Consider the following 23,788-nt stretch of genomic DNA (forward strand, 5'->3'; position numbering starts at 1 on the left):
GGCCGCCGCCGCCCGGGCCGCCGGACTGGTCGAACCCCGCACCCGCCGCCGGAGCTCCCGCCCCCGCGCCCTCGCGCTGACCCTGCGCGCCCTCGGCCCGCTGGCCCTGCTCGGCGGCTGGGCCCTCGCCTCCGCCACCGGCGCGCTCACCCAGGACGTGCTCGCCTCGCCCGCCCAGGTCGCCGAGGCGGTCGGCGAACTCTGGGGCAACGGCCAACTCGCCGACGCCCTCGGCGTCTCGCTCACCCGGGCCGGCCTCGGCCTGCTGATCGGCGCCGGCACCGGCCTGGTGCTGGGCGTCGTGACCGGCTTCTTCCGCCTCGGCGAGGAGCTGCTCGACTCGGCGGTCCAGGTGCTGCGCACCGTCCCCTTCCTCGCCCTCGTGCCGCTGTTCATGGTCTGGTTCGGCATCACCGAGACCGCCAAGGTCGCACTGATCGGCGTCGCCACCAGCTTCCCCATGTACGTGTCGACCTCCGGCGGGGTCCGCAACACCGACCCCAAGCTGATCGAGGCCATGCGCAGCTTCGGCCTCGGGCGCTGGGCGATCGTGCGCACCGTCGTGCTGCCCGGCGCCCTGCCCGCCCTCCTCTCCGGCCTGCGGCTCTCCATGACACTCAGCGTGATCGCCCTGATCGCCGCCGAGGAGATCAACTCCACCGAGGGCATCGGCTACTTGATGGCCCAGGCGCAGAACTTCTCCCGTACCGACATCCTCGCCGTCTGCATCCTGATCTACGGGGTGCTGGGACTCACCGCCGACGGCATCGTCCGCCTGCTGGAGCGGGTCCTGATGCCCTGGCGCAGGGCCGCCCAGGGAGGCACCCGATGACCACCACCCCCGCCCCGACCCCCACCTTCACCGCAGCAGAGGCCGGGACCGCAGCCGAGAGCGAGGCCGAGGCCGGGACCACCCCGGCCGTCCATCTGCGCGGCCTGCGCCGGGTGTTCGGCACCCGGGCCGTCCTCGACGGCGTCGACCTCTCCATCGCCCGCGGCGAGTTCGTCGCACTGCTCGGCGCCAGCGGCACCGGCAAGACCACCCTGCTGCGCATCCTCGGCGAGCTGGACCGGGCCGACGGCGGAACGGTCCTCGTCCCGCCGGTGCGGACGGTGGTCTTCCAGGAGCCGCGCCTGGTCCCCTCGAAGCGGGTGCTCGCCAATGTCACCGTCGGCCTGCCGCGCGGTGCGGCCACCCGGGAGACCGGGCTGAGGGCGCTCGCCGAGGTCGGACTCGACCGGCACGCCGACGCCTGGCCGGTCACCCTCTCCGGCGGCGAGGCGCAGCGCGTCGCACTCGCCCGGGCACTGGTCAGGGAGCCCCAACTGCTGCTGTTGGACGAGCCGTTCGCCGCCCTGGACGCGCTCACCCGGCTGCGCATGCAGGACCTCGTGGGCGATCTGGTCCGCCGCCACCGGCCGGCCGTGCTGCTGGTCACCCATGACGTGGACGAGGCGGTGCGGCTCGCCGACCGGGTCGCCGTGCTCCGGGACGGCAGGCTGGTGCGCGACGAGCGCGTGGGCGTCGCCCGGCCGCGCGACCCGGCCGACCCCGCCTTCGCCGACCTGCGCCGCCGACTGCTCGCCGACCTCGGCGTCCACTGACACCGCCCGTCCCCTCCCCCCGAAGCCCCCGAAGCCCCCTCGCCCGAACCGCCCCCGCCCGAAGCCCCCTCGCCCCGCCCGCACCACAGGAGCTGATCCCATGGCCATCGCCCTCGGCGTCCACGCCAGCAACCCGTCCCTCTACTACCTCTCCCGACTCGACTACCTGAACGAGGAGTTGGCGCCGCTCGGGGAGACCGGAGCGTTCCACCACTACACCGACGGGACCCGCACCGGCGAGCTGCTGGCGGAAGGCGTGATCGACTTCGGCGGCACGGGCTCCACCCCGCCGGTCACCGCCCAGGCCGCCGGGCACGACCTGGTCTACGCGGCGGTGTCGGCGCCCCGGCCGGACCACGGCGCGCTGCTGGTGAGCGCCGACGGACCGGTGCACTCGGTCGCGGACCTGAAGGGCGGCACCGTCGTCCTGGCCATCGGCTCCTGGCAGACCCACCTGCTCGCCAAGGCCCTGGACGCCGAGGGCCTGTCCTACGCCACCGATGTCACGGCCGTCCGCCCGGCGGCGGGGGAGGACCAGGCACGGCGGCTGCGCGAGGGCGGGATCGCCGGCTGGATCGCCCAGGGCGCCGAACTCGCGGCCGCCCGGCGCGACGGCGGGTTCCGCGAGCTGGTCCGCACCGGTGACGTCATCACCGACCGCTCGGTGTTCTTCACCCGGCGCGGCTTCGCCGTCGACCGGCCCGAGGTGGTCGCGGCGATCGTCACCGCCCTGCGCCGCGCGGACGCCTGGGTGGCCGCGAACCTGTCCGAGGCGGCCGCGATCGCCGCGGCGGACCTCGGCGGCAGCGCGGAGGACTGGCGGACCGCCCTGGCCGGGCTGCCGTGGCGGCTGGAGCCGGCCACCGCCGGGTTCGTCGCCGAGCAGCAGGAGGCGGCCGACATCTTCCACCGGGTCGGCTTCGTCGACCGCCCGGTGGTCGTCGCCGACGCCCATCTGCCCGCGCTGGAGGCCCCGGTGGCAGCGGCCGCCACCGCCGGCGACACGGCCGCCGACACCCGGGCGGTCTGACCGATGGCCTCCGAATTCCTCTGGTACATCATCCCGCGCGAGGGCCACTACCCCTGGGAGCCGGCCGGCCGCCGCCCGGCCGACCTCCGCTACCTCCAGCAACTGGCGGGCAGCGTCGAGCGGCTGGGCTACACCGGCGCGCTGCTGGCGACCGACCTGCACGACGTGTGGGACCTCGGCAACGCGCTCGCCGCCGCCACCACCCCGGCGTTCAAGCCGCTGCTCGCCGTCCACCCCGGGCTGATCTCGCCCACCCTGCTGGCCAAGATGGCGCTCAGCTTCGACCACCTGCACGGCGGCCGGCTGCGCTTCAACGTGGTCAACGGCTCCACCGAGCAGCTGCGCGAGTACGGCCTGCACGTCGAGCACGACGACCGCTACCGCCTGAGTGCCGAGTACTGGTCGATCGTCAAGCGGCTCACCGCCGGTGAGGTCTTCGACCACAAGGGGGAGTTCTACGACCTCCGGAACGCCGGAGCGAGCCTGCGCGAGCTCACCCCGGTCCAGCCGGGCGGCATCCCGCTCTGGTTCGGCGGCAGTTCGGCGGCCGGGATCGAGATGGCCGCCGAGCACGTGGACGTCTACCTCACCTGGGGCGAACCGCCGCACCAGCTCAAGGAGAAGCTCGACCTGGTCCGGGAGCGCGCCGCGGCGCACGGACGCACCCTGCGGATCGGCCTGCGGCTGCACCTGATCGTCCGCGACACCGAGGACGAGGCCTGGGCCGCCGCCGACCGGCTCCTCGACGTGACCAGCGAGGCCACCTACGCCCGGCAGCTGGGCGGCGCGCGCGGCGAGGACGGCGTCGGCTGGCAGCGGCAGTTCCGGCAGCACGGCGGCAAGGTGCCGGCCCGGGCCCGGGAGCTGGAGGTCCACCCCAACATGTGGCCCGGAATGAGCCTGTTCCGCCCCGGTCCCGGCACCGCCGTGGTCGGATCGACGGCCCAGGTGGTCGAGCGGCTCCAGGAGTTCGAGTCGCTCGGGGTGGACACCTTCATCCTCTCCGGCAATCCGCTGCTGGAGGAGGCCCACCGGGTCGCCGAGACGGTGCTACCGGCGCTGGGCGTCCGACGCCGGTAGGGCACCCGGAAGGAGGGGGAACGGCAGCGGCGAGGTCAGCGCCAGCTGCCGGGCGAAGCGGGCGACGGTCCGGAGGAGGTACATCCGCACGACGGGCTCCCGAGGTCTCGAAGGACGCGTACGGACGGTCCCGTACCCGCGGTCCAACGAGCACGGTGCCCCGCCGGTCACGCATCGACCGGCGGGGCACCGCGCGTTCCGTTCCGGGGGCGCTCCGGCGCCCCGGCGCGCGCCTCAGCGGCTGAGCGCGTCGATCTCCGCGAGCTCCTCCGGCGTCAGCGGACCACCCGCCAGCGCGTCGAGGTTCTGGTCCAGCTGCCGGACGCTGCTGGCCCCGATGATCACCGACACCACCCGCTCGTCCCGCAGGACCCAGCTCAGCGCCAGCTGCGCCAGGGTCTGCCCGCGCCGCTCGGCCACCTTGTTCAGTGCCCGCAGCTGTTCGAGCTTCGCCCCGGTGAGCGCCTCCTCGCGGAGGAACTTGCCCACCGACATCCGCGATCCGCTCGGCACCTCGCCGGTGAGGTAACGGTCCGTCAGCAGGCCCTGGGCGAGCGGCGAGAAGGCGATCAGGCTGGTGCGGGTGTCGGCGACGGCGTCCAGCACGCCCTCGTCCTCGACGTAGCGGTTGAGGATCGAGTAGGAGCACTGGTTCATCAGCACCGGCGTGCCCAGGTCGCGCAGGATCGCCACGGCCTCCCGGTGCTGCTCCGCCGGGTAGTTGGAGATGCCCGCGTACAGCGCCTTCCCGGACCGGACGGCGGAGGCCAGCGCGCCCATGGTCTCCTCGAGCGGGGTGTTCGCGTCGTAGCGGTGCGAGTAGAACACGTCCACGTAGTCGAGGCCCATCCGGCCCAGCGACTGGTCCAGGCTGGCCAGCAGGTACTTGCGGCTGCCGCCGTCGCCGTACGGGCCGGGCCACATGTCGTAGCCGGCCTTCGAGGCGATGAACAGCTCGTCCCGGTACGGACGGAAGTCCTGCGCGAACAGGTGGCCGAAGTTGCGCTCGGCACTGCCGTACGGCGGGCCGTAGTTGTTGGCCAGGTCGAAGTGGGTGACGCCCCGGTCGAAGGCCCGGCGCAGCACCGCCCGCTGGACGTCCAGCGGTTGGGGGTCACCGAAGTTGTGCCACAGGCCGAGCGAGACGGCCGGGAGCAGCACGCCGCTGCGGCCGGCCCGGCGGTAGGTCATCGAGGCATAGCGGTCTTCTGCGGCGAGATAGCTCATGGCGGACATCCTGCCAGTTCGGGACCGGCCGGGCGGTGGTGATTCGCTCCTCGGGCGCCGCCGTCGCTCCGCCCTCCCGCTCCGGTGACGCATGGTGACCGGGCGGTGGGCAGCGGGGTGATGCGCGCCACGGTCGGCGGGCGAGTGCCGCGCGGTTTTCCTGGGGACGACGATCACGCAGGGCTGTGGACCGCCGGGGGGCGGCCCACGGTCCACGGCCGGGGCGCGCCGCGGTTCGGGTCCTGGGGGCATGCGTCTCAGGATTCTGTACCTACTGGTATGTACAGCGGCTGTACCAGTAGGTACAGTGGCGGTCATGGCGACCCAGGACCGACTCATCGAAACCACTCAGGAACTCCTCTGGGAGCGCGGCTACGTCGGCACCAGCCCCAAGGCCATCCAGCAGCGGGCGGGCGTCGGCCAGGGCAGCATGTACCACCACTTCGACGGCAAGTCCGACCTCGCCGCCGCGGCCCTGCGCCGCAGCGCCGAGCAGATGCGGGCCGTCGCGGAGGCCGACCTCGCCGGTCCCGGGACGGCCTACGGGCGGGTCGCCGCCTATCTGGGGCGCGAGCGCGACGCCCTGCGCGGATGCCGGATCGGCCGGATGGCCCAGGATCCGGACGTGGTCGCCGACCCCCGGCTGCGGGCGCCGGTCGAGGAGACCTTCGACTGGCTGCGCGGGCGGCTCGCCGCCGTCGTCGCCGAAGGGCAGGCGAACGGCGAACTGCGGCCCGGGGCCGAGCCCGCCGACCTCGCCGCCGCCGTGGTCGCCGTGGTGCAGGGCGGCTACGTGCTCGCCCGCGCCGCCGACAGCGCCGAGCCGTTCGAGCGGGCCGTGCGCGGCGCCCTCGCCCTGTTCGCCGCCCACCGCCGCGACTGAGCGGCAGCACACCTCCCACCGCCCCCACCCGGAGTCCTCCGTGCACGCGATGCAGTACGAGATCACCCTGCCCGCCGACCACGACATGCGCACCGTCCACCGGCGGATCGCCACCAAGGGCCCGCTGCTGGACAGTTGGCCCGGCCTCGGCCTCAAGGCGTACCTGGTGCGCGAACGCGGCCTGGACGGCTCGCCCGTCAACCAGTACGCGCCGTTCTACCTCTGGCGCACCACCGAGGGTCTGAATTCCTTCCTGCTCGGCCCCGGATTCCGCACCCTCTGCGCGGACTTCGGCCGCCCCGCCGTCCGGCACTGGATCGGCGCGGGCCTCCGCCGGGGCCCGGCCGCCGAGGGCCCTGCCGCAGTCGGGCCGCCCGGTCCCGTCGCCGCCACCAGGCTGACGGAACGCCTGCCGGAGGGAGCGGACCCGGCCGAGGCCGTCGAACGGGCCCTGGCCGAACTGCCCGACCACCCCGACCTGCACACCGCCGCCGTCGCCCTCGACCCGGCCCGCTGGGAACTGCTGCGGATCGCCCTCTGGCGCGCGGCCGCCCCGGACGGGGCGCCCGGCACCCGGTACCGGGTGCACCACCTCTCCAGCCCCGAACTCGACCGGCTGCCCGTCGGCCGCCACTGGTGAAAGGACCCTCCGCCCCGTGAATCCGGCAGCCCCCACCTCGACCCGACAGCCCCGTGACGCGGGCCTGGTGCCCTCCCCGTTCGACCGCGCCGCCGGTCACGCCCTGCTCGCCGAACTGGCGGGCGAGCGGACCCGGTCCGGCACGCTCGGTCCGCTCGACGAGCTCGCGCCGGGCTTCGCGGACTGGATCGTCACCGCGCTCTTCGGCGGCACCTACCAGCGGCCCGGACTCGCCCTGCGGGACCGCCAGGTGGCCAATCTGGCGGCGCTCACCGCGCTCGGCGGCGTGGAGCCGCAACTCGCGGACCATGTGCGCAACAGCCTGCGGATCGGCCTGACCAGGACGGAGGTCACCGAGGTCCTGGTCCACCTCGCGCCCTACGTCGGCGTGCCCAAGGCGCTGGCCGGACTGCGCGTCGCCGCCGCCGTGTTCACCGAGGCCGACGAGGAGGGCGCGGGGGGCACGGAGGGCGCGGAGGGCGCGGAGGGCGCCACCGCCCCGGGGACGCCCCGGACCGGGGGAGCGGCGGAGTGAGCAACCCCGGCACCCGCGTCCGCACCGTCCGCACCGTCCTCGGCGACCTCGATCCGGCCGAACTCGGCGTCTGCGACGCCCACGACCACCTCTTCCTGCGCAGCCCCAGGCTGCCGGGGGAGGAGCTGGACGATCCCGCCGCGGCCGAGGCGGTGCTGCGGGGCTTCGCGGCCGCCGGCGGCCGGGCGTTCGTCCAGTGGACGCCGGCCGGGATGGGGCGGCGGGCCGACGCGCTCCCCGGGCTCTCCCGGGCGACCGGGGTCCACCTGGTCGCGGCCACCGGGCTCCACCAGGCGGTCCACTACGATCCGGCGGACCTCGACCGGCGGTACGAGGGGCTGGCGGGCTTCTTCACCGCCGAGCTGACCACCGGGCTGCGGGGCGCCCCCGAGGGCGTCCGCGCCGGGCTGATCAAGGTGGCGGGCGACTACCACGGCCTCGACCCGCACACCCGCCGGGTGATGGCGGCGGCCGCCGAGGCGCACCACGCGACCGGGGCGCCGATCGCCGTGCACCACGAACTCGGCACCGCCGCACCCGACGTCCTCGACCTGCTCTGCGAGCGGTACGGCGTGCCGCCCGAGCGGGTGGTCCTCGGGCACCTCAACCGGTTCCCGGACCTCCGGCTGCACCGTGAACTCGCCGCGCGGGGCGCCTTCGTGGCCCTGGACGGCCCCTCGCGGGCCAACCACGCGAGCGACCACCACCTGTTCGACACGGTGGCGGCCCTGGTGGAGGCCGGGTTCGGCGACCGACTGCTCCTCGGCGGCGACACCACCACCCGTAGCGCCCGTTCCGCCCCCGGGCCCACGCACCTGCTCACCGCCCTCGCGCCCCGGCTGGCCCGGGAGTTCGGCCCCGAGGTCCCGCACGGCATCCTCACCGCCAACCCGGCCCGCGCGTTCGCGGTGGAGTGGCGGGGCTGAGCCCCGCCACCGCCGCCCGGGGCCGCCGTCCGCCGCCGCCCGGGGTCGCCGTCCGGGGCCGCGGACCCCGCCGGTGTCACATGTGCGTGCCGCCGTCGATCCGCAGCTCCGTCCCGGTGACGAAGGCGCCGTCGTCCGAGGCGAGCATGGCGATCACCCCGGCGACGGTCTCCGGCCCGGCGAAGCCCTGCCCGAGCGCGGGCGAGAGCTTGGCGAGCAGGCCGAGGTCCGCGTCCGCCGGCAGGCCCGGGTTGTTGGTCATGCCGCTGTCGATGCTGCCCGGCGCGACGCACACCGCCCGCAGTCCCTGCTTGGCGTACTCGGCGGCGATCGCGTGGGTGAAGGACTGGATGCCGCCCTTGGTCGCGGCGTAGGCGGCCATGTAGGGGTGGGCGAAGGCGGCGGAGGTGGAGCTGAAGTTCACCACCACACCCCTGCCGCCGGCGAGCAGCGCGGGCAGCGCCTCCCGGGTCATCAGGAAGGTGCCGGTCAGGTTGACCGCCACGATCCGGTTCCAGAAGTCCAGGCTCGTCTCGTGGGTGTGGGCGGAGCGCAGGATGCCGGCCGCGTTGACCAGGACGTCCAGACCGCCGAGCCCGTCGACCGCCCCGGCCACCACGGCCCGTACGGCGGCCTCGTCCGACACGTCCAGCACCGCCGTGGTGAGGCGGTCGGCGGTGCCGTCGGCGGTGGCGCGGTCCAGGGTGGACCTCAGGCCGTCCTCGCTGACGTCGACGGCGACGACCCGGCCGCCCTCGGCGAGGATCCGGTGCACGGTGGCCCGGCCGATGCCCGAGCCGCCGCCGGTGATCAGGACGTTCCGTCCCTCGAAGCGCTCCATGGTGGTTCTCCGTTCCGTTCGTGGTCTCTCGACCTCGATGACACGGTACGCCTGAATGGCACGTCGTGCCAAAAAGTCTCGACACGCCAAAAGGGCTCGACATGCCAAAAGGGCTCGGCGTGCCCAACCGACGTGAGATGTCACCGATCCCTTCGTCCGCGTACGCTGAGCCCGTGACCGGACGTCCGACCCTGAACCAGCGCCGCCGCGAGAGCACCCGGCTGGAGATCGCCCAGGCCGCGGCCGAGCTGTTCGCCGCCCGCGGGGCCGAGGCGACCACCGCCGAGGAGATCGCCACCGCCTCCGGCATCTCGCTGCGCACCTTCTACCGCTACTTCTCGGAGAAGGAGGACGCCGTCGCCCCGCTGCTCGCGGCCGGCGGCGAACGCTGGGTGCGGCTGTTCACGGAGAGCGCCGCCGACCTGCCGGTCCGCGAGGCGCTGGAGCGTTCGGCGGCGGAGTCCCTGAGCCCGTCCGACGCGCCCGCCGCCGAGGCCCTGCGCTGGACCCGCGACCTGCTGCGCGACCCCCGGCTGGCCACCGTCTGGCAGCGGGTGCACGCCGATTCCGAGGAGCGGCTGCGGGCCGCGATCACCGACCGCTGCCCGCCCGGGACCGATGTGCTGGAGATCCGGCTCGCCGCGGCCGCCGCCACCGCCGCGATCCGGGTCGCGCTGGAGCAGTGGGCCCGCTCCGGCGCCCCGGCCACCGGCCCCGGTTCGCCGCGCGAACTCGGTGCCCGCTGCATGCGCGAACTCACCGCCGGCCTCGACCTGTGGACCCGCGTCAACTGACGCCGCCTCCGTCACCCCCCGCCGCGGCGGCCGCGACAGGTGCGGCCAGCGGCTCGAAGCACACCCCCACGGCGCGCTTCTCCTCCTCAAGACCGATGGCGTCACCGCTGGTCGGCGGGGGCGGCGGGCACTCCGGAGCGGCTACGCTGGGTGGTCGCGCCTCGGCGACGGAGCCCCGCGGTGGACGGGGGAACCGGGGCGGCCCTCCCGGGTGTCCTTCCCCCGGGGGCGGGGGAGTACGAGGCGTGGGAGCAAACACGACATGGGTCTGACGAGCCACAAGGTGCTGGCACTGACCGTTCTGGTCGCCGTCGCGGCGATGGTCGGGACGGTCTGGCTGTGGCCGAGACTGTCGAAGCGGAACTGGAAGGCCGTCCTCGGCCGGATCGGCGCCCTGCTCGTCACCCAGCTGGCCGTGCTCGCCGCGCTCGGGCTGGTCGCCAACAACTACTTCGCGTTCTACAGCAGCTGGGACGACCTGCTGGGCACCGGCGACAGCGGGCCGGTGGTCATCCACAACAAGGTGGACGCCTCCGGCCGGCTGCGCGTCGAGACCATCGGCCACGCCGAGGTCCAGGGCGGCGGGGCGCTCGGCCGCGACCGCGACAAGTCCGGCGAGATCCGCGAGGTCCGCATCGACGGCGCCACCACCCGGCTCTCCACCGAGGGGTACGTCTACCTGCCGCCGCAGTACTTCCAGCCCGAGTACGAGCAGAAGCAGTTCCCGGTCCTGGTCGTCAGCACCGGCTTCCCCGGCATCGCCAAGAACCTCGTCACCCGCCTCAACTACCCGGGCGCGGCGCTGAAGCTGCTCCAGGAGGGGCGGATGCAGCCGACCGTGCTGGTGCTGGTGACCCCCTCGCCGGCGCTGCCCCGGGACACCGAGTGCGAGGACATCCCGGGTGCCGCGCAGTCCGAGACCTACTTCACCAAGGACGTGCCCTCGGCGGTCCAGGCGACCTACCGGGTCTCGGCCGACCCGCGGGCCTGGGCGTTCATGGGCAACTCCACCGGCGGCTACTGCGCCCTCAAGCTGGCGATGCGTCACCCCGAGGTGTTCCCGACGGCGGTCTCGCTCTCCGGCTACTACCGGGCGGCCGACGACCCGAGCACCGGGGACCTCTTCGGCGGCAGCGAACGGCGCCGCGACGAGGCCGACCTGATGTGGCGTCTCAAGAACCTGCCGCAGCCCGCGGTCTCCGTGCTGCTGGCCGGCACCCGGGAGGGCGACGGCGACTACCGGCGCGAGACCGAGGCGTTCGTGGCCGCCGCGCACGGCCCGATGAAGGTCTCCTACAGCATGCTGGAGACCGGAGGCCACAACTTCGAGACCTGGAGCAAGCTGCTCCCGTCCTCACTGGAGTGGATCTCCCAGCGCCTGACCGTCCCGGCCGCGAGCCCGTCGGCCTGACCGTGCGGGCCGTCGGCCGGTCGGCCCGACCGCACGGACAGGTGTCCGCGGGGTCGGGCGCTCAGGCCACCTGCTCCAGGGTGCCGGTGTGCAGCTCGCCGACCCGGCCGCCCTCGCCCTCGTACGTCCAGAACGCGCGGACCGTCATCCGGGCCAGGTCCATGACGTGGCTCACGGTGATGCCGCTCACCTCGGTCCAGCTGACGAAGTAGAGCTGCGGGCCGACCTCGGCGACGTGCAGGGAGACGTCCTCCCACTGGCCCGCCGACTCGCCGAGGCCCTCCCAGCGCAGCCGCTTGCCGTCGGCCGAGTACGCGTTGCGGAACGCCGCGCCGTTGTCGACCCGGAACAGGAAGGTACGGCCGGCGAAGGCGGGCGGGGACGCGGTCATGGCGGGGCGGGTCTCCTCGTCTCTGGACGTGCTGTCGTGGTGCTCGCTGCGACCCGGACGGTTCCGGGCGCGGATGGATCTCCAACCTATCCGACCACCCCGCCTCCGTGGCGCACTTTCCCCGCCGGACCCGCCACCGCGGCCAGCCCGGCCACCGCGGCCACCTGGAACCGCCGCCCCGGGGGCCGGGGCGGCGGTGTGAGCTGCGCGACAACCACCCCCGGAAGGTTGTCCGTGCGCGGACGGCCTGCCTAGCCTGCAGAGGCTTCCGCCACAGCGGAGCCCCGCCGTCGGGACGCCGAGTCCCGTCCACCCGCCGGCCGGCAATCGAGCACCACAGCGGACGGGAGCGGGGGACCCAGGTCAGTGCCCGGCCGCGCGCTCAACGCGTGCGAGTCGTGGCTAGGGGTGAAGCCGCTCTCCGGACGGCCGGGCAACCTCGCGCCCGAACCCGACAGCTCACCTCGCAGGCGTCGCAGAGGACCACTGCCATGCAGAAGCCTGCCCCGCGCTCCGCGCCCCGCCATGCCCGCCCCTCCCGGCGCGGCCGCACCGCCGCCCTCGCCGCCACCGGGGCGCTCGCCGTCACCGGCGCCGGCCTGCTCGGCGTCCCCGCCGTGACCGGCGCCCAGGCCGCCACCCTGCCGACCGTCACCCAGGACAAGCTCACCCCGGCCACCATGGTCGCGGGCAAGGCGTCCGCCGCCTCGCTGACCCTGCACTCCTCGTCCTGCTTCACCGCGAAGACCGTCGGCGTCGGCCTGCGCGACGCGGCCGGGAAGAACCTCGACTTCCCTGGGAACAGGAGCAACGTCCAGGTGTGCCCGGCGGGCCTGTCGATCACCACCGGTACCCGCACTCTGGCGGCCGGCACCTACACCCAGTTCGGCTTCTGGCAGGACAGCACCGGCGGCTGGCACAACCTGCCCTCCCGGCAGCTGGTCGTCTCCGGCACCACCACCCCGACGCCGACGCCGACGCCGACCCCCACCCCGACGCCCACCACCCCCGCCACGGGTGCCCCGGTCGCGGGCAAGAAGCTGACCTGGTCCGACGACTTCGACAGCCTCGCCCTGGGCTCCCGCTGGACGGCCGACCGGAGCAGCTCCTACCACTACGGCGACCACAACCCGAACGACAACAAGCTCGACTGGCTGAACAAGAACAACGTCGCCGTCTCCGGCGGCGTCGCCACCTTCACCGCCCGGCCGAGCGCGCACACGCTGGAGAACGGCAAGCAGGCCTGGGACACCGGGCTGCTCACCACCGAGTACTCCAGCGAGGGCTTCAAGGTGAAGGTCGGGGACTACATCGAGACCCGGGTCAAGCTCCCGGCCGGCACCGGAGCCTGGCCGGCGCTGTGGACGTGGAACAGCACCAGCGGCACCCACGGGGAGATCGACTCCTTCGAGTACCACAGCGACAACCCGAACCTGCTGGAGCTGACCAACCACATCAACCCGGGCCACCTGTACGTCACCGACGCCAAGGCGATCGCCCACGACCAGTGGGTCACCGTCGGCACCCACTACGGGGCCACCTCGGTCGACTGGTACATCAACGGCGCCAAGGTCTTCTCCGACGGCAAGGGCGTCGGGGCCGGCTGGACGGCGTACCCGATCCTCAACCTGTCCCTGAGCGCGGGGAACTACCACCCCGCGCCCTCGGGCACCACGCCGATCACCTTCGCGGCGGACTACGTCCGGGTCTACCGCTAGCAGCGGGCCACCGGTCCGGGGCCGACGGTCAGACGATCGGCCTCGGACCGGTGGACTCCACGACCTCGATCGTGAACGGCTGCCGGTTGTTGCTCTCGATCCGGTCGTCGTCGCCGCGCACCGCGACGTAGCCGCCGGCCAGCGTGCCGAGGGGGACCTCGGGGGAGAGCCGGAGCGGGATCAGCGCCGTCGCGCTGCGGAACTTCGGCAGACCGGCCGGGAAGGTGCAGCGCACCCGGTGGCCGTTCTGGAACTCGTAGCAGTTCTCCGGGAAGAACGGCGGCTCGGCCGTGACACCCTCGGGCAGGGTGATCACGACGGTGAACGGCGAGGCGGTCCGGTCCGGGCCGAGGTTGCCGACGAAGGCGTGCAGGACGGTGGTGCCCCCGGGCGCGGCCGGGTCCGGGTCGATCCGGACGACGTAGAGGTCGGAGTTCGAGGGCAGGGCCGCCACCGCCGGGTCGGCGGTCGTGCCCGGGGCCGCGGCGCCCGGGTCACCGGCCCCCGGCGCCGGGGCGCTCGCCCCGGGCGCGGACGCCTTGTCGTCCGGCGGACAGACCGCCCCCGCCTGTCCGGCGGCCAGCACCGCCACCACGCACCCCGTCACCAACGACCTGCCGAGAAGCCTCCGAACGGAACCGCTGCGGGTCATCGCCGCTCACCCAACCCTTCGTGTCCAGCGCCCCGCGCCGTCGCGGGTCGCGTCCGGACCAGCGTCGCCGACGGGTCTCCGGGGCCGGGGCGACCCGCCCTCGGACGGCCCGAAGGGTGGCTCGAACGGGTGAACGCCCGGGCGTGTCGCCCGCACTGAACGTGCGTCAGGGGGCCAGGACCTGGCCCAGCCGGGCCGCGATCCCGTGCATCACCGGCACCAGCGAGGCCGTGCCGGCCTGCTCCTCCAGCGCCCTGATCCGGGCCTCCGGGCCGGAGACGGACAGCGCCGTCGGGGTCGGCGCGCCGGGGACGGCGAGGGCGATGCAGCGCACCCCGATCTCCTGCTCCTGGTCGTCGACCACATAGCCGCGCTCGCGCGCCTCGGCGAGCTGGGCCATCAGCTCCCGCGGGTCGGTGACGGTGTGCGGGGTGTGCGCGGGCAGCGGGTTGGGGCCGAGGACGGCGCGCGCCTCCTCCTCGGGCAGCTGCGCCAGCAGGGCCTTGCCGACGCCGGTGCAGTGCGGCTGCACCCGGCGGCCGACCTCGGTGAACATCCGCATCGAGCGCCGCGACTGCACCTGCCCGACGTAGACCACCTCGCCGCCCTCCAGCACCGCCAGGTTGGCGGTCTCGCCGGTGGCCTCCATGAGTTCGGCCAGGTAGGGGCGGGCCCAGTTGCCGAGCAGACGCCCGGCGGTCTCGCCGAGCCGGATCAGCCGGGGGCCGAGGGTGTAGCGGCGGGCGGTGTCCTGGCGGACATAGCCCTGCTGCGCGAGGGTACGAACCAGGCGATGGATGGTCGGCATCGGCAGTCCGGAGGAGGTGGAGAGCTCGCTGAGCGTCGCCACGCCGCCGGAGTCGGCGAGGGCCTCCAGCAACTGGAAGGCCCGTTCGACGGACTGCACCCCGCCGCCGGTGCGCTCCTGCCCCGTCGGGGCGGGCGCCTTCGGGGCACCGCCCTCGCCGCTCGCGGTGCTCCCGCTGCTTGCGGTGCTCTCACTGCTCTCGGAGGTCGGGGCCACCGGCGTTCCCTTCGCGGTCGGAGGAGGAGTACAGTCCCAGCGATCATCTCAACAAACCGTTGAAATTCTGTATCGCGGAAACTAGTCTCCACCTTACAGAATCAAGCCCTCCACTTAGGAGTGTCCTGCTCATGGCTGCAGATCAGGGACCCGGAGCTTCCCCCACCGCTCCGGTCGTCACGGTCGCGGGTCCGCGCGTCCACCGGGCCGAGGAGGTGCTCACTCCGGAGGCGGTCGCCTTCGTCGTCGGCCTGCACCGCTCCTTCGAGGGCCGGCGCCGCGAACTGCTCGCCCGCCGCCGGGAGCGCCGCGCGGAGATCGCCCGCACCGGAACCCTGGACTTCCTGCCCGACACGGCCGGGGTCCGCGCCGCCGACTGGCGGGTCGCCGAGGCGCCCAGGGCGCTCCAGGACCGCCGGGTCGAGATCACCGGCCCCACCGACCGCAAGATGGTGATCAACGCGCTCAACTCCGGCGCGAAGGTCTGGCTCGCCGACTTCGAGGACGCCACCTCCCCGACCTGGGAGAACGTGGTGAGCGGTCAGATCAACCTGATCGACGCCTTCGAGGGCCGGATCGACTTCGCCACCGACGCGGGCAAGGCGTACACCCTGCGCCCGGCCGCCGAACTCGCCACCGTCGTGGTCCGCCCCCGCGGCTGGCACCTCGACGAGAACCACCTGCTGGTCGACGGCGAGCCGGTGGCCGGCGCGTTCCTCGACTTCGGCCTCTACTTCTTCCACAACGCCGCCCGGCTGCTCGCCCGAGGCGCGGACGACCCGAACTCCGGGCCGTACTTCTACCTGCCGAAGACCGAGAGCCACCTGGAAGCCCGGCTCTGGAACGACGTGTTCACCCACGCCCAGGCCGAGTTGGGCATCCCGCACGGCACCGTCCGCGCCACCGTGCTGATCGAGACCATCACCGCCGCCTTCGAGATGGACGAGATCCTCTACGAGCTGCGGGAGCACGCCGCCGGCCTCAACGCCGGCCGCTGGGACTACCTGTTCTCCATCGTCAAGAACTTCCGGGACGCCGGCGAGCACTACATCCTGCCCGACCGCAACACCGTCACCATGGCCTCGCCGTTCATGGCCGCCTACACCCGGCTGCTGGTGCGGACCTGCCACCGGCGCGGCGCGCACGCGATCGGCGGCATGGCCGCATTCATCCCCAGCCGCCGGGACCCCGAGGTCAACGCGGCCGCGCTGGAGAAGGTCCAGGCGGACAAGGACCGCGAGGCCGGCCACGGCTTCGACGGCTCCTGGGTCGCGCACCCGGACCTCGTGCCGGTCGCCCGCGCCTCCTTCGACGCCGTGCTCGGCGGGCGCCCGCACCAGAAGGACAACCCCGGCCCGGACGGGCCGGTCACCGCCGAGCAACTGCTCGACATCGCGGGCGCCGGCGGCAGCTGCACCCGGCACGGGCTGCACAACGCCGTCCAGGTCGGCATCCGCTACATCGAGGCCTGGCTGCGCGGCCTCGGCGCGGTCGCCATCTTCCACATGATGGAGGACGCCGCCACCGCCGAGATCTCCCGCTCGCAGATCTGGCAGTGGATCCACAACGACGTCGTCCTCGCCGACACCGGGGAGAAGGCCACCGCCGACCTGGTCCGCCGTCTGGTCGCCGAGGAACTCACCGCGCTGCGGGCCGAGGTCGGCGACGAGGTCTACGCCGCCGGACGCTGGCGCGAGGCCGCCCAGCTCTTCGAACAGGTCGCGCTGGCCGAGGAGTTCGCGGACTTCCTGACCCTGCCCGCACTGCCCCTGCTCGGCTGAGGTCCCGGCCCGCAGCACCCCTGCCGGACCGAGGTCCACGCTACCGGCCGGGCGTGCCGCCGGCCCCCGCCAGAGCGGCGCACCCGGCCCGCAGGGTGCGCCGTTCCGTACGGCGACACCCGGCCCGGTGGTGCGGAGCGGCCCGGCCCGTCACCCCTGGCGGCAGGTCAGCGCGTCGCCGAGGGCGTTGCGCCGGTAGAGCACCCGGCGGCCGTGCCGGGTGCGGTCCAGCAGACCGGCCGAGGCCAGCGCCCCCAGGTGGCGGCTGACCGCGCCGGGCGTCACTCCCAGCCGCTGGGCCAGCTCGGTGGTGCTGGCGGGCGAGGCCAGCAGGACGAGCAGCCGTGCCCGCGCCGCCCCGACCAGTCCGACCAGAGCGGCCGGCGCCGTGCCCGGCCCGGTCCCGCCGGCCAGGCCCTCCCCCATCGTCGCCCGGCCGCGCGCCGGGTAGGCGATCAGCGGCGGGCCGTCCTGGGTGATGTCGGTCTGCGCACCGATCCCGGCCAGCGTCGGGATCAGCACCAGGCCCCGCCCGGCCACGTCCACCGAGGTGCCCAGCGCCTGCACCGCCGGATTGCTGTCGTTCAGCCGCAGCACCCCGGCCCGCCAGGAGATCCGCTCGTCGAGGTCCGCGAACAGCCCCTCCGAACCGCGCTCCGAGAGCATCCGGCCCCGGTGGGCGAGGTCCGCCTCCAGCACCTCCCGCGCCCGGGGCCACCACGCGGGGGCCAGGCAGCGCGTCCAGTACGCCGACAGTGCCTCCGCCACCCGGTCCCGCAGCTCCACCGGACGGTCGACCAGCGCGGTCAGCACCGGCGGCAGCGGGCTCCCGTCACCGGAGTAGGCGGCCAGCACGTCCGTCCTGACCTCCTCCGGCGGAGTCCGGGCCAGCTCCGCGAGCTCGTCGTGGAAGTCCGGCCGCGGCACCGCCGGACGAGGCGTCAGGAAGTCCGGCACAAAGGCGTTCGGCGTGATCAGCGCGTCCAGCAGCGCGGTGTCCAGGGTCTCCCAGCGGTCCTGCCAGCCGGCGATCCAGGGCTGCTGCTCCGGGTAGTACCACGTCCAGCGGCGCGCGCGCAGACCCAGCACCGTCTCCTGCAGGGGGGAGTAGGCGAACCAGGTGGCGGCGAGGTCCTCGACCCCGAGGCGGAACTCGAACATTGACCGTAACGGTAAAAGAATTCCGCCCGCCCGGGAACCCCGCTGTCCTTGCTCCATGACCTCCTCCCCCCGCACGGGGGCGCGCCCGCGCGCCTCCGGCCGCCGCCTCCTGCCCGCCGACCCGCTGCTGCGCAGACTCGTCCTGATGGGGTTGGTGAACTCCGTCGGGGACGGGCTCTTCGTCACGGTGAACGTGCTGTTCTTCACCCGCTCCATCGGTCTGACGCCCACCTCGGTGGCGCTCGGCCTCACCGTGGCCGGCGTGTGCGGGGTGTTCGCCGGGGTGCCGATGGGGCGGCTCGCCGACCGAGTGGGGAGCAAGCGGCTGCTGCTGGTGGTCGGGCCGCTGGAGGCGGCGGCCGTGCTCGGCTACGCGTTCGTGCACTCCTTCGCCGCCTTCGTGGTGCTGGCCTGCGCCGCGACGGCGCTGTCGCGCGGGGCGACCGCGGTGCGCAGCGCGCTGATCGCCCGGGCGCTGCCCGCCGAGGGGCAGGTGCGGGCGCGGGCGCTGCTGCGCTCGGTGATGAACGCGGGCCTGGTCGTCGGCTCCGGCGGTGCGGCGATCGCGCTGCAGGCCGACAGCTACACCGGGTACGTGACCATGATGGTGCTGGACGCGGTGAGCTTCCTGGGGGTGACGGTGCTGCTGGCGGGCCTGCCGGTGTCGGGGACCGCCGCCGGTGCCCCCGGTGCCGCGGGCGCCGCGGGTGCCGCCGCGGACGACCCGCGCGGGCCGCGGACGGCGCTGCGCGACCGCCGGTACCTGCTGGTCACGGCGCTGCACGCGGTACTGGAGCTCCAACTCGCCGTGCTGACGGTGGGGTTGCCGCTGTGGATCGTGCTCGGCACCGGGGCTCCGGCGGCCATGGTCGCGGCGGTCAACGTGGTCAACTGCCTGCTGGTGGTGGTGTTCCAGGTGCGGGCGAGCCGGGGCGTCACCGATGTGGCGTCGGCGGCGCGGGCGTGCGCGCGCGGGGCGCTGCTGCTGGCGGGCGGGTGCCTGGTCTACGCGGCGGCGCAGTACGGCCCGGCGTGGGCGGCGGCCGGAGCGCTGCTGGTGGGGGCGCTGGTGCACACCCTGGGCGAACTGCTGACCTCGGCGGGCGGCTGGACGCTCAGCCTGGACCTGGCGGACCCGCGCTCGCACGGCGAGTACCAGGGGGTGTTCATGAGTGGGCAGGCGGCCGCGCACGTGATCGGGCCGCTGGTGGTGACGCTGACGGCGGTGGACCACGGGGCGGTCGGCTGGGTGGTGCTGGCGGGGGTGTTCGCGCTCACCGGACCGGCGCTGACGGCGGCGGTGCGGGGCGCGGGCCCGGGGGCGGTCCCGGCCGCGGCCGTTCGCCCCGGCTGAGCCCGGGCCCGGTCTGTCGCGCACCGGTGCGGGCGCCCCACGGGGGTGGGAGCCGGCTCCGGTGCGGCGGCACGCCGCGGCCCCGGACCCTCGCCGTGGGTCCGGGGCCGCGGTCCACCGGCCGGGCGGGCCGGACCGGGAGGATCCGGGGCCGTCCGGCCGGTGGAGTCCGGGTGACGCACCGTCCCTGGGGCGGCCCGGAGTTCGGGTGGAGAGCGGTTCTCGGTGTGCGGTTCTCGGTGAGCGGTGGAAAGGTGCGGACGGATCGTCAGATCGGCCTGGCGGCCAGCTCCTTGGCGGCCCGGGCGCAGGCCTGCGCGATCCGGTCCTCGTTCACCGTGGTCAGCTGCCCCTTCTCGACGACGGCGTTGCCGTTGACGAAGAGCACGGCCAGCGGCGGCAGCGCGCCCAGGGCGAGCGCGGCGACCGGGTCGGCGATCGAGGAGTGCATGATGCCGTCGACCTTCCACAGCGCGAGGTCGGCGAGCTTGCCGGCCTCGATCGAGCCGATCTCGTTGTGCCGGCCGAGTACCCGGGCGCCGCCCATGGTGCCCAGGCGCAGCGCCTGCCGGGCGGTGAGCGCGGTCGGGGTGCCGTGCAGCCGGTTGATCAGCAGCGCGTTGCGCAGCTCGGTGCCGAGTTCGCCGGACTCGTTGGAGGCGGTGCCGTCGACGCCGAGGCCGACCGGGACGCCGGCCGCCAGCATGTCGGGGACCCGCGCGATCCCGGCGGCCAGCCGGGCGTTGGAGGAGGGGCAGTGGGCGACGCCGGTCCCGGTCTCGGCGAACTTGGCGATGTCGGAGTCGTTCATGTGGACGCAGTGCGCCATCCAGACGTCCTCGCCGAGCCAGCCGACCGACTCGAAGTAGTCGGTCGGGCCCATCCCGAACAGCTCCTTGCAGAAGGCCTCCTCCTCGGCCGTCTCGGAGCCGTGGGTGTGCAGCCGGACGCCCTTGCGGCGGGCGAGTTCGGCGGACTCGCGCAGCAGCCGGGTGGACACCGAGAACGGCGAGCAGGGCGCGAGCGCGATCTGCAGCATCGAGTCGGCGGAGGCGTCGTGGTAGCGGTCGACGGCCTCCTCGGAGGCGGCGAGGATCGCGTCCAGCTCCTCGACGGCGTGGTCCGGCGGCAGGCCGCCGTCCTTCTTGCTGCGGTCCATCGAGCCGCGCAGCGCGGTGAACCGCAGGCCCAGCTCCTGGACGGCCTCGATCTCGGCGCCGAGGATGTCGCCGCCGTCCTTGGGGAACACGTAGTGGTGGTCGGCGGCGGTGGTGCAGCCGGACTTGAGGAGCGCGGCGGCGGAGCCCTGGGCGGCGGCGTGCACGAGCCGGTCGTCGATCCGGGCCCAGGTCGGGTAGAGGGCGACCAGCCAGTCGAAGAGGATGTTGTCCTGGGCCAGGCCGCGGGTGATCCACTGGTAGAAGTGGTGGTGGGTGTTGACCAGGCCGGGGGTGACGAGGTGGCCCTCGGCGTTGATCCGGCGTACCACGTTGTCCAGCCAGGACGGGGCGGGGCCGTCGCCGACCGACTCGATCCGGTTGCCGAGCAGGACCACGTGGCCGCGGGCGTACTCGGTGTCGTGGGCGTCGACGGTGGCGATCGCGGCGTTCTCGATGACGATCCGCTGATCGGCGGGCGGGGGCTGGACTGCCATGGTGACTCCAAGGGGGAGGGCCGGGCGGGCACGGTGCGCATGCCCGCCCGGTGGGTCAGGACGGTGACGGGGTCGCCGTCGGCACCGACGGGTCGGACGACCCCTCGGCGGTGGCCCGGCGGGTGGCGCCGAGGTGGTGGAACAGCAGGTTGAGCAGGACGGCCGCGACGCAGCCGGCCGAGATGCCGGAGTGGAGCAGGGTGCGGGCGGCCTCCGGGAAGGCGTCGTAGAAGGTCGGCGCGGCGATCGGGACGATGCCGACCCCGAGCGAGACCGACACCAGGACGGTGTTGGCGCCCGAGTCCAGGCCGGCCTCCGCGAGGGTGCGGATGCCGCTGGCGGCGACGGTGCCGAAGAGCACGATCCCGGCGCCGCCCAGGACGGGCTGCGGGACGAGCGAGACGACCGCGCCGAGCACCGGGAAGAGCCCGAGCAGGACGAGCAGCCCGCCGCCGGTGGCGACCACGAAGCGGCTGCGGATCCCGGTCAGCGCGACCAGCCCGATGTTCTGGGCGAAGGCGCTGGCCGCGAAGCCGTTGAAGACCGGGCTGACGGCGGTGGCGAGACCGTCGGCCCGCAGTCCGGCGGCGAGGGTCTTCTCGTCGGCCTCGCGGTCGACGATCCGTCCCAGGGCGAGCATGTCGGCGGTGGACTCGGTCATGGCGACCACCATGACGATGCACAGCGAGGCGATCGCGGCGGCGTCGAAGATCGGCGCGCCGAAGTGGAAGGGCGAGGGCAGGGCGAAGACCCGGGCCTCGTGGACGGCGCCGAAGTCGGCCAGCCCGAGCGGGAAGGCGAGCAGGGTGCCGACCGCCAGGCCGATGAGCAGGGAGAGCTGCTGCCAGAAGCCGCGCAGCAGCCGGTTGCCGAGGACCACCGCGCCGAGGGTGAGCGCGGCCAGCCCGATGGCCTTGGTGGAGCCGTAACCGGGGGCGTCCGGCGAACCGCCGCGGGCCCAGTTGACGGCCACCGGCAGCAGGGACACCCCGATGAGGGTGATCACGGTGCCCTGGACGACCGGGGGGAAGAACCTGATCAGCTTGCAGAAGTACGGTGCCGCGAGGAGGCACAGGATTCCCGCGACGATCACCGCGCCGAAGATCACCGGGAGGGCGTCCTTCGGCCCGTGCTCCTTGGCGATGGCGATCATGGGGGCGACGCCGGCGAACGAGACGCCGTTGACGAACGGCAGCCGGGCGCCGATCCGCCAGAAGCCGATGGTCTGGAGCAGGGTGGCCAGTCCGGCGGTGAACAGGCTGGCCGATATCAGGAGGGCGAGTTCGGCGGGGCTCAGGCCCACGCCGGCGCCGACGATGAGCGGGGGAGCGACGACTCCCGCGTACATCGCGGCGACGTGCTGGAGCCCGCTGGTGAGGAGCCTCACCGGGGGCAGGAGCTGGTCCACGGGGTGGACCTCCGGTCCGGACGGCGTGCCGGCGGGGCGTGCCGGTGCGCCGTCCGGGCCGGGTGTTCTCGCAGGGATGGAACCGCCGTCGTTGCTGCCGGTGGTGCTGGGTGCCATGTCGAGCCCCTCTTGTGCCTCGGCTCTCGGCGCGCCCGTGACGCTGGAGGTGTCCCCCGAGGGCGGGGACGGCGGAGCAGGAGTCCCTCGGGGCGGGTTCTCCAGCTCCCCGGGCCGGCCGCCGTGAGGCTGGGCACGGTCTCCGATGGGTGGGGGTGGAGAAGCAGGTGGTGCGGGAGGTGCAGCGGGTGGTGCGGTCGGTGCGGACCGGCGCCTTCGGTTCAGGCGACCGGGATCACCGGTACGACGCCCTCGCGGTGCACGGTGCCCTCGATGAGCCCGTACATCCGGTCGGCGGCGTAGTAGACCTCGTTCTCGTTCTTGAGTCCGAACGGTTCCAGGTCGACCAGGAAGTGGTGCTTGTTGGGGAGTTCGAGCCGGACCTCGTCGACCTCGGCGCGGTTGTTGAGGACGCGGGTGCCCATCCCGTGCAGGGTCTGCTGCAGCGAGTAGGAGTAGGTCTCGGCGAAGGCTTCCAGCAGGTGCCGCTTGATGTGGGTGTAGCTGCGGTTCCAGTTGGGCTGGGCCTCGTCGTCACGGCCGGTGAAGCCGTACTTCCAGCGGGCGGTGACCTGGGTCGCGAGGATCCGGTCGTACGCCTCCTGGAGGGTGGTGTACTTGTCCTTGATGTAGCCCCAGAACTCCGAGTTGGTGGAGTTCAGCACGACCAGGTCCTTCAGTCCGGAGATCACCTGGACGGACTCCCCGTCGTAGACGATCTCGCTGGTGCGGACCTCCTGGCCGGTGCGGACGAAGGAGTGCCCGACCTCCTCGGAGCCGATGAAGCGGGCGCTGCTGTCGGGGGTGCGGATCCGGTCCCAGGAGTACTCCTCGATCCGGATCCGGGCCCGGTGCACGACACCGCGCTCGGTGTCGTCGACGAAGTGCCGGGCCAGGAGGATGCCGAAGGCCTCGGCCGAGTCGATCCCGTACTCCTTGGCGAAGGCGAAGACGGTGTTCTTGGTGGTGTCGGTGGGCAGGCAGTTGGCGTTCGACCCGGTGAGGTGGACGTCGTCGAACTCGCCGGAGAGGGCGACCGAGACGTTCAGGTCTTTGATCTCGTGGCGGGTCGAGTCGCGGTAGACGCGGACGATCCGGTTCTCCGCCTTGCCGTACTGGTTCTGACCGAGCACGTGGGCCATGACATGGCTCCCATATCAATCGATCGGTCTAGCTTCCGCGGTAGACCGAGTATCCGAACGGGTTCAGCAGCAACGGCACGTGGTAGTGGTGCTGCGCGGGCGCGACCGTGAAGACGATCGTGACCTCGGGGAAGAACGGCGGCTCCGCGGACTTCCGGGCGAAGTACGCGGCGGTGTCGAAGAGCAGCCGGACGACCGAGCCCGCCTCCACGGCCGGCAGGTCCTTGGCCCGGCCGTCGGAGTCCGTGGCGGAGGTGCCGAGCACCTGCCAGCCACCCTCGGTGTGCAGTGCGAGCTCGACCGGGACGCCCTCGGCCGGGCGGCCGAGGCTGGTGTCGAGCACGTGGGTGGAGATGCCAGTCATGGGTGGGGTGACCTTACTGATGGCAGAGGTGGTGCGGGGGACGCGGAGGT

General features: G+C 73.8%; 23 protein-coding genes and 1 riboswitch. Of the genes, 13 read left to right on the forward strand and 10 right to left on the reverse strand.

Going from position 1 to position 23,788, the window contains the following annotated elements:
• Positions 1–25 precede the first annotated feature (25 nt).
• From ACW14Y_RS32150 to ACW14Y_RS32165, 4 genes are all read left to right on the forward strand, one after another.
• Positions 26–832 carry an ABC transporter permease gene (locus ACW14Y_RS32150; protein WP_380311268.1) on the forward strand — a complete coding sequence of 269 codons (807 nt, stop codon included), beginning with the start codon at positions 26–28 and terminating at the stop codon, positions 830–832.
• Entirely contained in the window at positions 829–1,605 is a 777-nt protein-coding gene (locus ACW14Y_RS32155) for an ABC transporter ATP-binding protein (protein ID WP_456984401.1), read from the forward strand. Before ACW14Y_RS32150 ends, ACW14Y_RS32155 begins: the two co-directional genes overlap by 4 nt.
• Positions 1,606–1,705: 100 nt before the next feature.
• A complete protein-coding gene (locus ACW14Y_RS32160) occupies positions 1,706–2,635 on the forward strand; it encodes an ABC transporter substrate-binding protein (protein ID WP_380391029.1) in 930 nt (309 codons plus the stop codon).
• A 3-nt stretch (positions 2,636–2,638) separates the two neighbouring features.
• Positions 2,639–3,715, forward strand: a complete 1,077-nt coding sequence (locus ACW14Y_RS32165; RefSeq protein ID WP_380311254.1) for an LLM class flavin-dependent oxidoreductase — start codon at positions 2,639–2,641, stop codon at positions 3,713–3,715.
• A 234-nt stretch (positions 3,716–3,949) separates the two neighbouring features.
• Here ACW14Y_RS32165 and mgrA read toward each other — a convergent pair whose 3' ends face one another.
• The gene (gene mgrA / locus ACW14Y_RS32170) at positions 3,950–4,942 is read right to left on the reverse strand and encodes an L-glyceraldehyde 3-phosphate reductase (protein ID WP_456984402.1); all 993 of its coding nucleotides are present in this window, start codon (positions 4,940–4,942) and stop codon (positions 3,950–3,952) included.
• 316 nt (positions 4,943–5,258) lie between these two features.
• Between mgrA and ACW14Y_RS32175 the strand changes: the two genes are divergently transcribed.
• From ACW14Y_RS32175 to ACW14Y_RS32190, 4 genes are read left to right on the forward strand one after another with little or no spacing between them, the layout of a single operon-like run.
• A complete protein-coding gene (locus ACW14Y_RS32175; protein ID WP_456984403.1) occupies positions 5,259–5,825 on the forward strand; it encodes a TetR/AcrR family transcriptional regulator in 567 nt (188 codons plus the stop codon).
• 40 nt (positions 5,826–5,865) lie between these two features.
• Positions 5,866–6,465, forward strand: coding sequence for a DUF4865 family protein (locus ACW14Y_RS32180; protein WP_380436995.1), 600 nt, complete (start codon positions 5,866–5,868; stop codon positions 6,463–6,465).
• 16 nt (positions 6,466–6,481) lie between these two features.
• A complete protein-coding gene (locus tag ACW14Y_RS32185; RefSeq protein WP_456984404.1) occupies positions 6,482–7,000 on the forward strand; it encodes a carboxymuconolactone decarboxylase family protein in 519 nt (172 codons plus the stop codon).
• The gene (locus ACW14Y_RS32190) at positions 6,997–7,926 is read left to right on the forward strand and encodes a phosphotriesterase family protein (RefSeq protein WP_456984406.1); all 930 of its coding nucleotides are present in this window, start codon (positions 6,997–6,999) and stop codon (positions 7,924–7,926) included. Before ACW14Y_RS32185 ends, ACW14Y_RS32190 begins: the two co-directional genes overlap by 4 nt.
• 76 nt (positions 7,927–8,002) lie before the next feature.
• Here the strand turns inward: ACW14Y_RS32190 and ACW14Y_RS32195 are convergent, their stop codons facing one another.
• On the reverse strand, positions 8,003–8,767 hold the full coding sequence (locus ACW14Y_RS32195) for an SDR family NAD(P)-dependent oxidoreductase (protein ID WP_380311347.1): 765 nt from the start codon (positions 8,765–8,767) through the stop codon (positions 8,003–8,005).
• A 173-nt stretch (positions 8,768–8,940) separates the two neighbouring features.
• Here ACW14Y_RS32195 and ACW14Y_RS32200 point away from each other — a divergent pair, with 173 nt between their 5' ends.
• Positions 8,941–9,561: a TetR/AcrR family transcriptional regulator gene (locus ACW14Y_RS32200; protein WP_456984407.1), complete on the forward strand. Its 621-nt coding sequence runs from the start codon at positions 8,941–8,943 to the stop codon at positions 9,559–9,561.
• Positions 9,562–9,823: 262 nt separating this feature from the next.
• Positions 9,824–10,972 carry an alpha/beta hydrolase gene (locus ACW14Y_RS32205; protein WP_456984408.1) on the forward strand — a complete coding sequence of 383 codons (1,149 nt, stop codon included), beginning with the start codon at positions 9,824–9,826 and terminating at the stop codon, positions 10,970–10,972.
• A 61-nt stretch (positions 10,973–11,033) separates the two neighbouring features.
• Here the strand turns inward: ACW14Y_RS32205 and ACW14Y_RS32210 are convergent, their stop codons facing one another.
• A complete protein-coding gene (locus ACW14Y_RS32210; RefSeq protein WP_030392020.1) occupies positions 11,034–11,363 on the reverse strand; it encodes a MoaF-related domain-containing protein in 330 nt (109 codons plus the stop codon).
• A 322-nt stretch (positions 11,364–11,685) separates the two neighbouring features.
• A riboswitch (cyclic di-AMP (ydaO/yuaA leader) is annotated at positions 11,686–11,851 on the forward strand.
• A gap of 3 nt (positions 11,852–11,854) precedes the next feature.
• Between ACW14Y_RS32210 and ACW14Y_RS32215 the strand changes: the two genes are divergently transcribed.
• Entirely contained in the window at positions 11,855–13,081 is a 1,227-nt protein-coding gene (locus ACW14Y_RS32215; protein ID WP_456984411.1) for a glycoside hydrolase family 16 protein, read from the forward strand.
• A 28-nt stretch (positions 13,082–13,109) separates the two neighbouring features.
• Here the strand turns inward: ACW14Y_RS32215 and ACW14Y_RS32220 are convergent, their stop codons facing one another.
• Together ACW14Y_RS32220 and ACW14Y_RS32225 are read right to left on the reverse strand one after the other, a co-directional pair.
• The gene (locus ACW14Y_RS32220) at positions 13,110–13,733 is read right to left on the reverse strand and encodes a hypothetical protein (protein ID WP_380436983.1); all 624 of its coding nucleotides are present in this window, start codon (positions 13,731–13,733) and stop codon (positions 13,110–13,112) included.
• Positions 13,734–13,899: 166 nt separating this feature from the next.
• The gene (locus ACW14Y_RS32225; RefSeq protein ID WP_380311364.1) at positions 13,900–14,640 is read right to left on the reverse strand and encodes an IclR family transcriptional regulator; all 741 of its coding nucleotides are present in this window, start codon (positions 14,638–14,640) and stop codon (positions 13,900–13,902) included.
• Positions 14,641–14,888: 248 nt separating this feature from the next.
• On the opposite strand from ACW14Y_RS32225, the gene aceB reads away from it, so the two are divergent.
• Positions 14,889–16,538: a malate synthase A gene (gene aceB, locus ACW14Y_RS32230; RefSeq protein ID WP_456984412.1), complete on the forward strand. Its 1,650-nt coding sequence runs from the start codon at positions 14,889–14,891 to the stop codon at positions 16,536–16,538.
• Between the two features lie 150 nt (positions 16,539–16,688).
• Here the strand turns inward: aceB and ACW14Y_RS32235 are convergent, their stop codons facing one another.
• Positions 16,689–17,699 (reverse strand): ArsR/SmtB family transcription factor, encoded by a 1,011-nt coding sequence (locus ACW14Y_RS32235; protein ID WP_456984414.1) that lies wholly within the window; start codon positions 17,697–17,699, stop codon positions 16,689–16,691.
• A gap of 55 nt (positions 17,700–17,754) precedes the next feature.
• Between ACW14Y_RS32235 and ACW14Y_RS32240 the strand changes: the two genes are divergently transcribed.
• Positions 17,755–19,053, forward strand: coding sequence for an MFS transporter (locus ACW14Y_RS32240; RefSeq protein ID WP_456984416.1), 1,299 nt, complete (start codon positions 17,755–17,757; stop codon positions 19,051–19,053).
• Between the two features lie 268 nt (positions 19,054–19,321).
• On the opposite strand, the gene ACW14Y_RS32245 is transcribed toward ACW14Y_RS32240, so the two are convergent.
• The 4 genes from ACW14Y_RS32245 to uraH all read right to left on the reverse strand — a co-directional run bounded on the left by ACW14Y_RS32245 (position 19,322) and on the right by uraH (position 23,738).
• On the reverse strand, positions 19,322–20,707 hold the full coding sequence (locus ACW14Y_RS32245) for an 8-oxoguanine deaminase (RefSeq protein ID WP_380312604.1): 1,386 nt from the start codon (positions 20,705–20,707) through the stop codon (positions 19,322–19,324).
• Positions 20,708–20,762: 55 nt separating this feature from the next.
• The gene (locus tag ACW14Y_RS32250) at positions 20,763–22,232 is read right to left on the reverse strand and encodes a nucleobase:cation symporter-2 family protein (RefSeq protein ID WP_380391053.1); all 1,470 of its coding nucleotides are present in this window, start codon (positions 22,230–22,232) and stop codon (positions 20,763–20,765) included.
• 221 nt (positions 22,233–22,453) lie between these two features.
• The gene (gene pucL, locus ACW14Y_RS32255) at positions 22,454–23,374 is read right to left on the reverse strand and encodes a factor-independent urate hydroxylase (protein WP_380312600.1); all 921 of its coding nucleotides are present in this window, start codon (positions 23,372–23,374) and stop codon (positions 22,454–22,456) included.
• Between the two features lie 28 nt (positions 23,375–23,402).
• A complete protein-coding gene (gene uraH / locus ACW14Y_RS32260; RefSeq protein ID WP_380312597.1) occupies positions 23,403–23,738 on the reverse strand; it encodes a hydroxyisourate hydrolase in 336 nt (111 codons plus the stop codon).
• Positions 23,739–23,788: the final 50 nt, after the last annotated feature.

The sequence above is a fragment of the Kitasatospora sp. cg17-2 genome, from assembly GCF_054031055.1.

Coding starts and splice junctions, on each gene's coding strand:
- ACW14Y_RS32155 (WP_456984401.1), top strand. CDS start 829: ATGACCACCACCCCCGCCCCGACCCCCACCTTCACCGCAGCAGAGGCC.
- ACW14Y_RS32160 (WP_380391029.1), top strand. CDS start 1,706: ATGGCCATCGCCCTCGGCGTCCACGCCAGCAACCCGTCCCTCTACTAC.
- ACW14Y_RS32165 (WP_380311254.1), top strand. CDS start 2,639: ATGGCCTCCGAATTCCTCTGGTACATCATCCCGCGCGAGGGCCACTAC.
- mgrA (WP_456984402.1), bottom strand. CDS start 4,942: ATGAGCTATCTCGCCGCAGAAGACCGCTATGCCTCGATGACCTACCGC.
- ACW14Y_RS32175 (WP_456984403.1), top strand. CDS start 5,259: ATGGCGACCCAGGACCGACTCATCGAAACCACTCAGGAACTCCTCTGG.
- ACW14Y_RS32195 (WP_380311347.1), bottom strand. CDS start 8,767: ATGGAGCGCTTCGAGGGACGGAACGTCCTGATCACCGGCGGCGGCTCG.
- ACW14Y_RS32205 (WP_456984408.1), top strand. CDS start 9,824: ATGGGTCTGACGAGCCACAAGGTGCTGGCACTGACCGTTCTGGTCGCC.
- ACW14Y_RS32210 (WP_030392020.1), bottom strand. CDS start 11,363: ATGACCGCGTCCCCGCCCGCCTTCGCCGGCCGTACCTTCCTGTTCCGG.
- ACW14Y_RS32215 (WP_456984411.1), top strand. CDS start 11,855: ATGCAGAAGCCTGCCCCGCGCTCCGCGCCCCGCCATGCCCGCCCCTCC.
- ACW14Y_RS32220 (WP_380436983.1), bottom strand. CDS start 13,733: ATGACCCGCAGCGGTTCCGTTCGGAGGCTTCTCGGCAGGTCGTTGGTG.
- aceB (WP_456984412.1), top strand. CDS start 14,889: ATGGCTGCAGATCAGGGACCCGGAGCTTCCCCCACCGCTCCGGTCGTC.
- ACW14Y_RS32235 (WP_456984414.1), bottom strand. CDS start 17,699: ATGTTCGAGTTCCGCCTCGGGGTCGAGGACCTCGCCGCCACCTGGTTC.
- ACW14Y_RS32240 (WP_456984416.1), top strand. CDS start 17,755: ATGACCTCCTCCCCCCGCACGGGGGCGCGCCCGCGCGCCTCCGGCCGC.
- ACW14Y_RS32245 (WP_380312604.1), bottom strand. CDS start 20,707: ATGGCAGTCCAGCCCCCGCCCGCCGATCAGCGGATCGTCATCGAGAAC.
- ACW14Y_RS32250 (WP_380391053.1), bottom strand. CDS start 22,232: ATGGCACCCAGCACCACCGGCAGCAACGACGGCGGTTCCATCCCTGCG.
- pucL (WP_380312600.1), bottom strand. CDS start 23,374: ATGGCCCACGTGCTCGGTCAGAACCAGTACGGCAAGGCGGAGAACCGG.
- uraH (WP_380312597.1), bottom strand. CDS start 23,738: ATGACTGGCATCTCCACCCACGTGCTCGACACCAGCCTCGGCCGCCCG.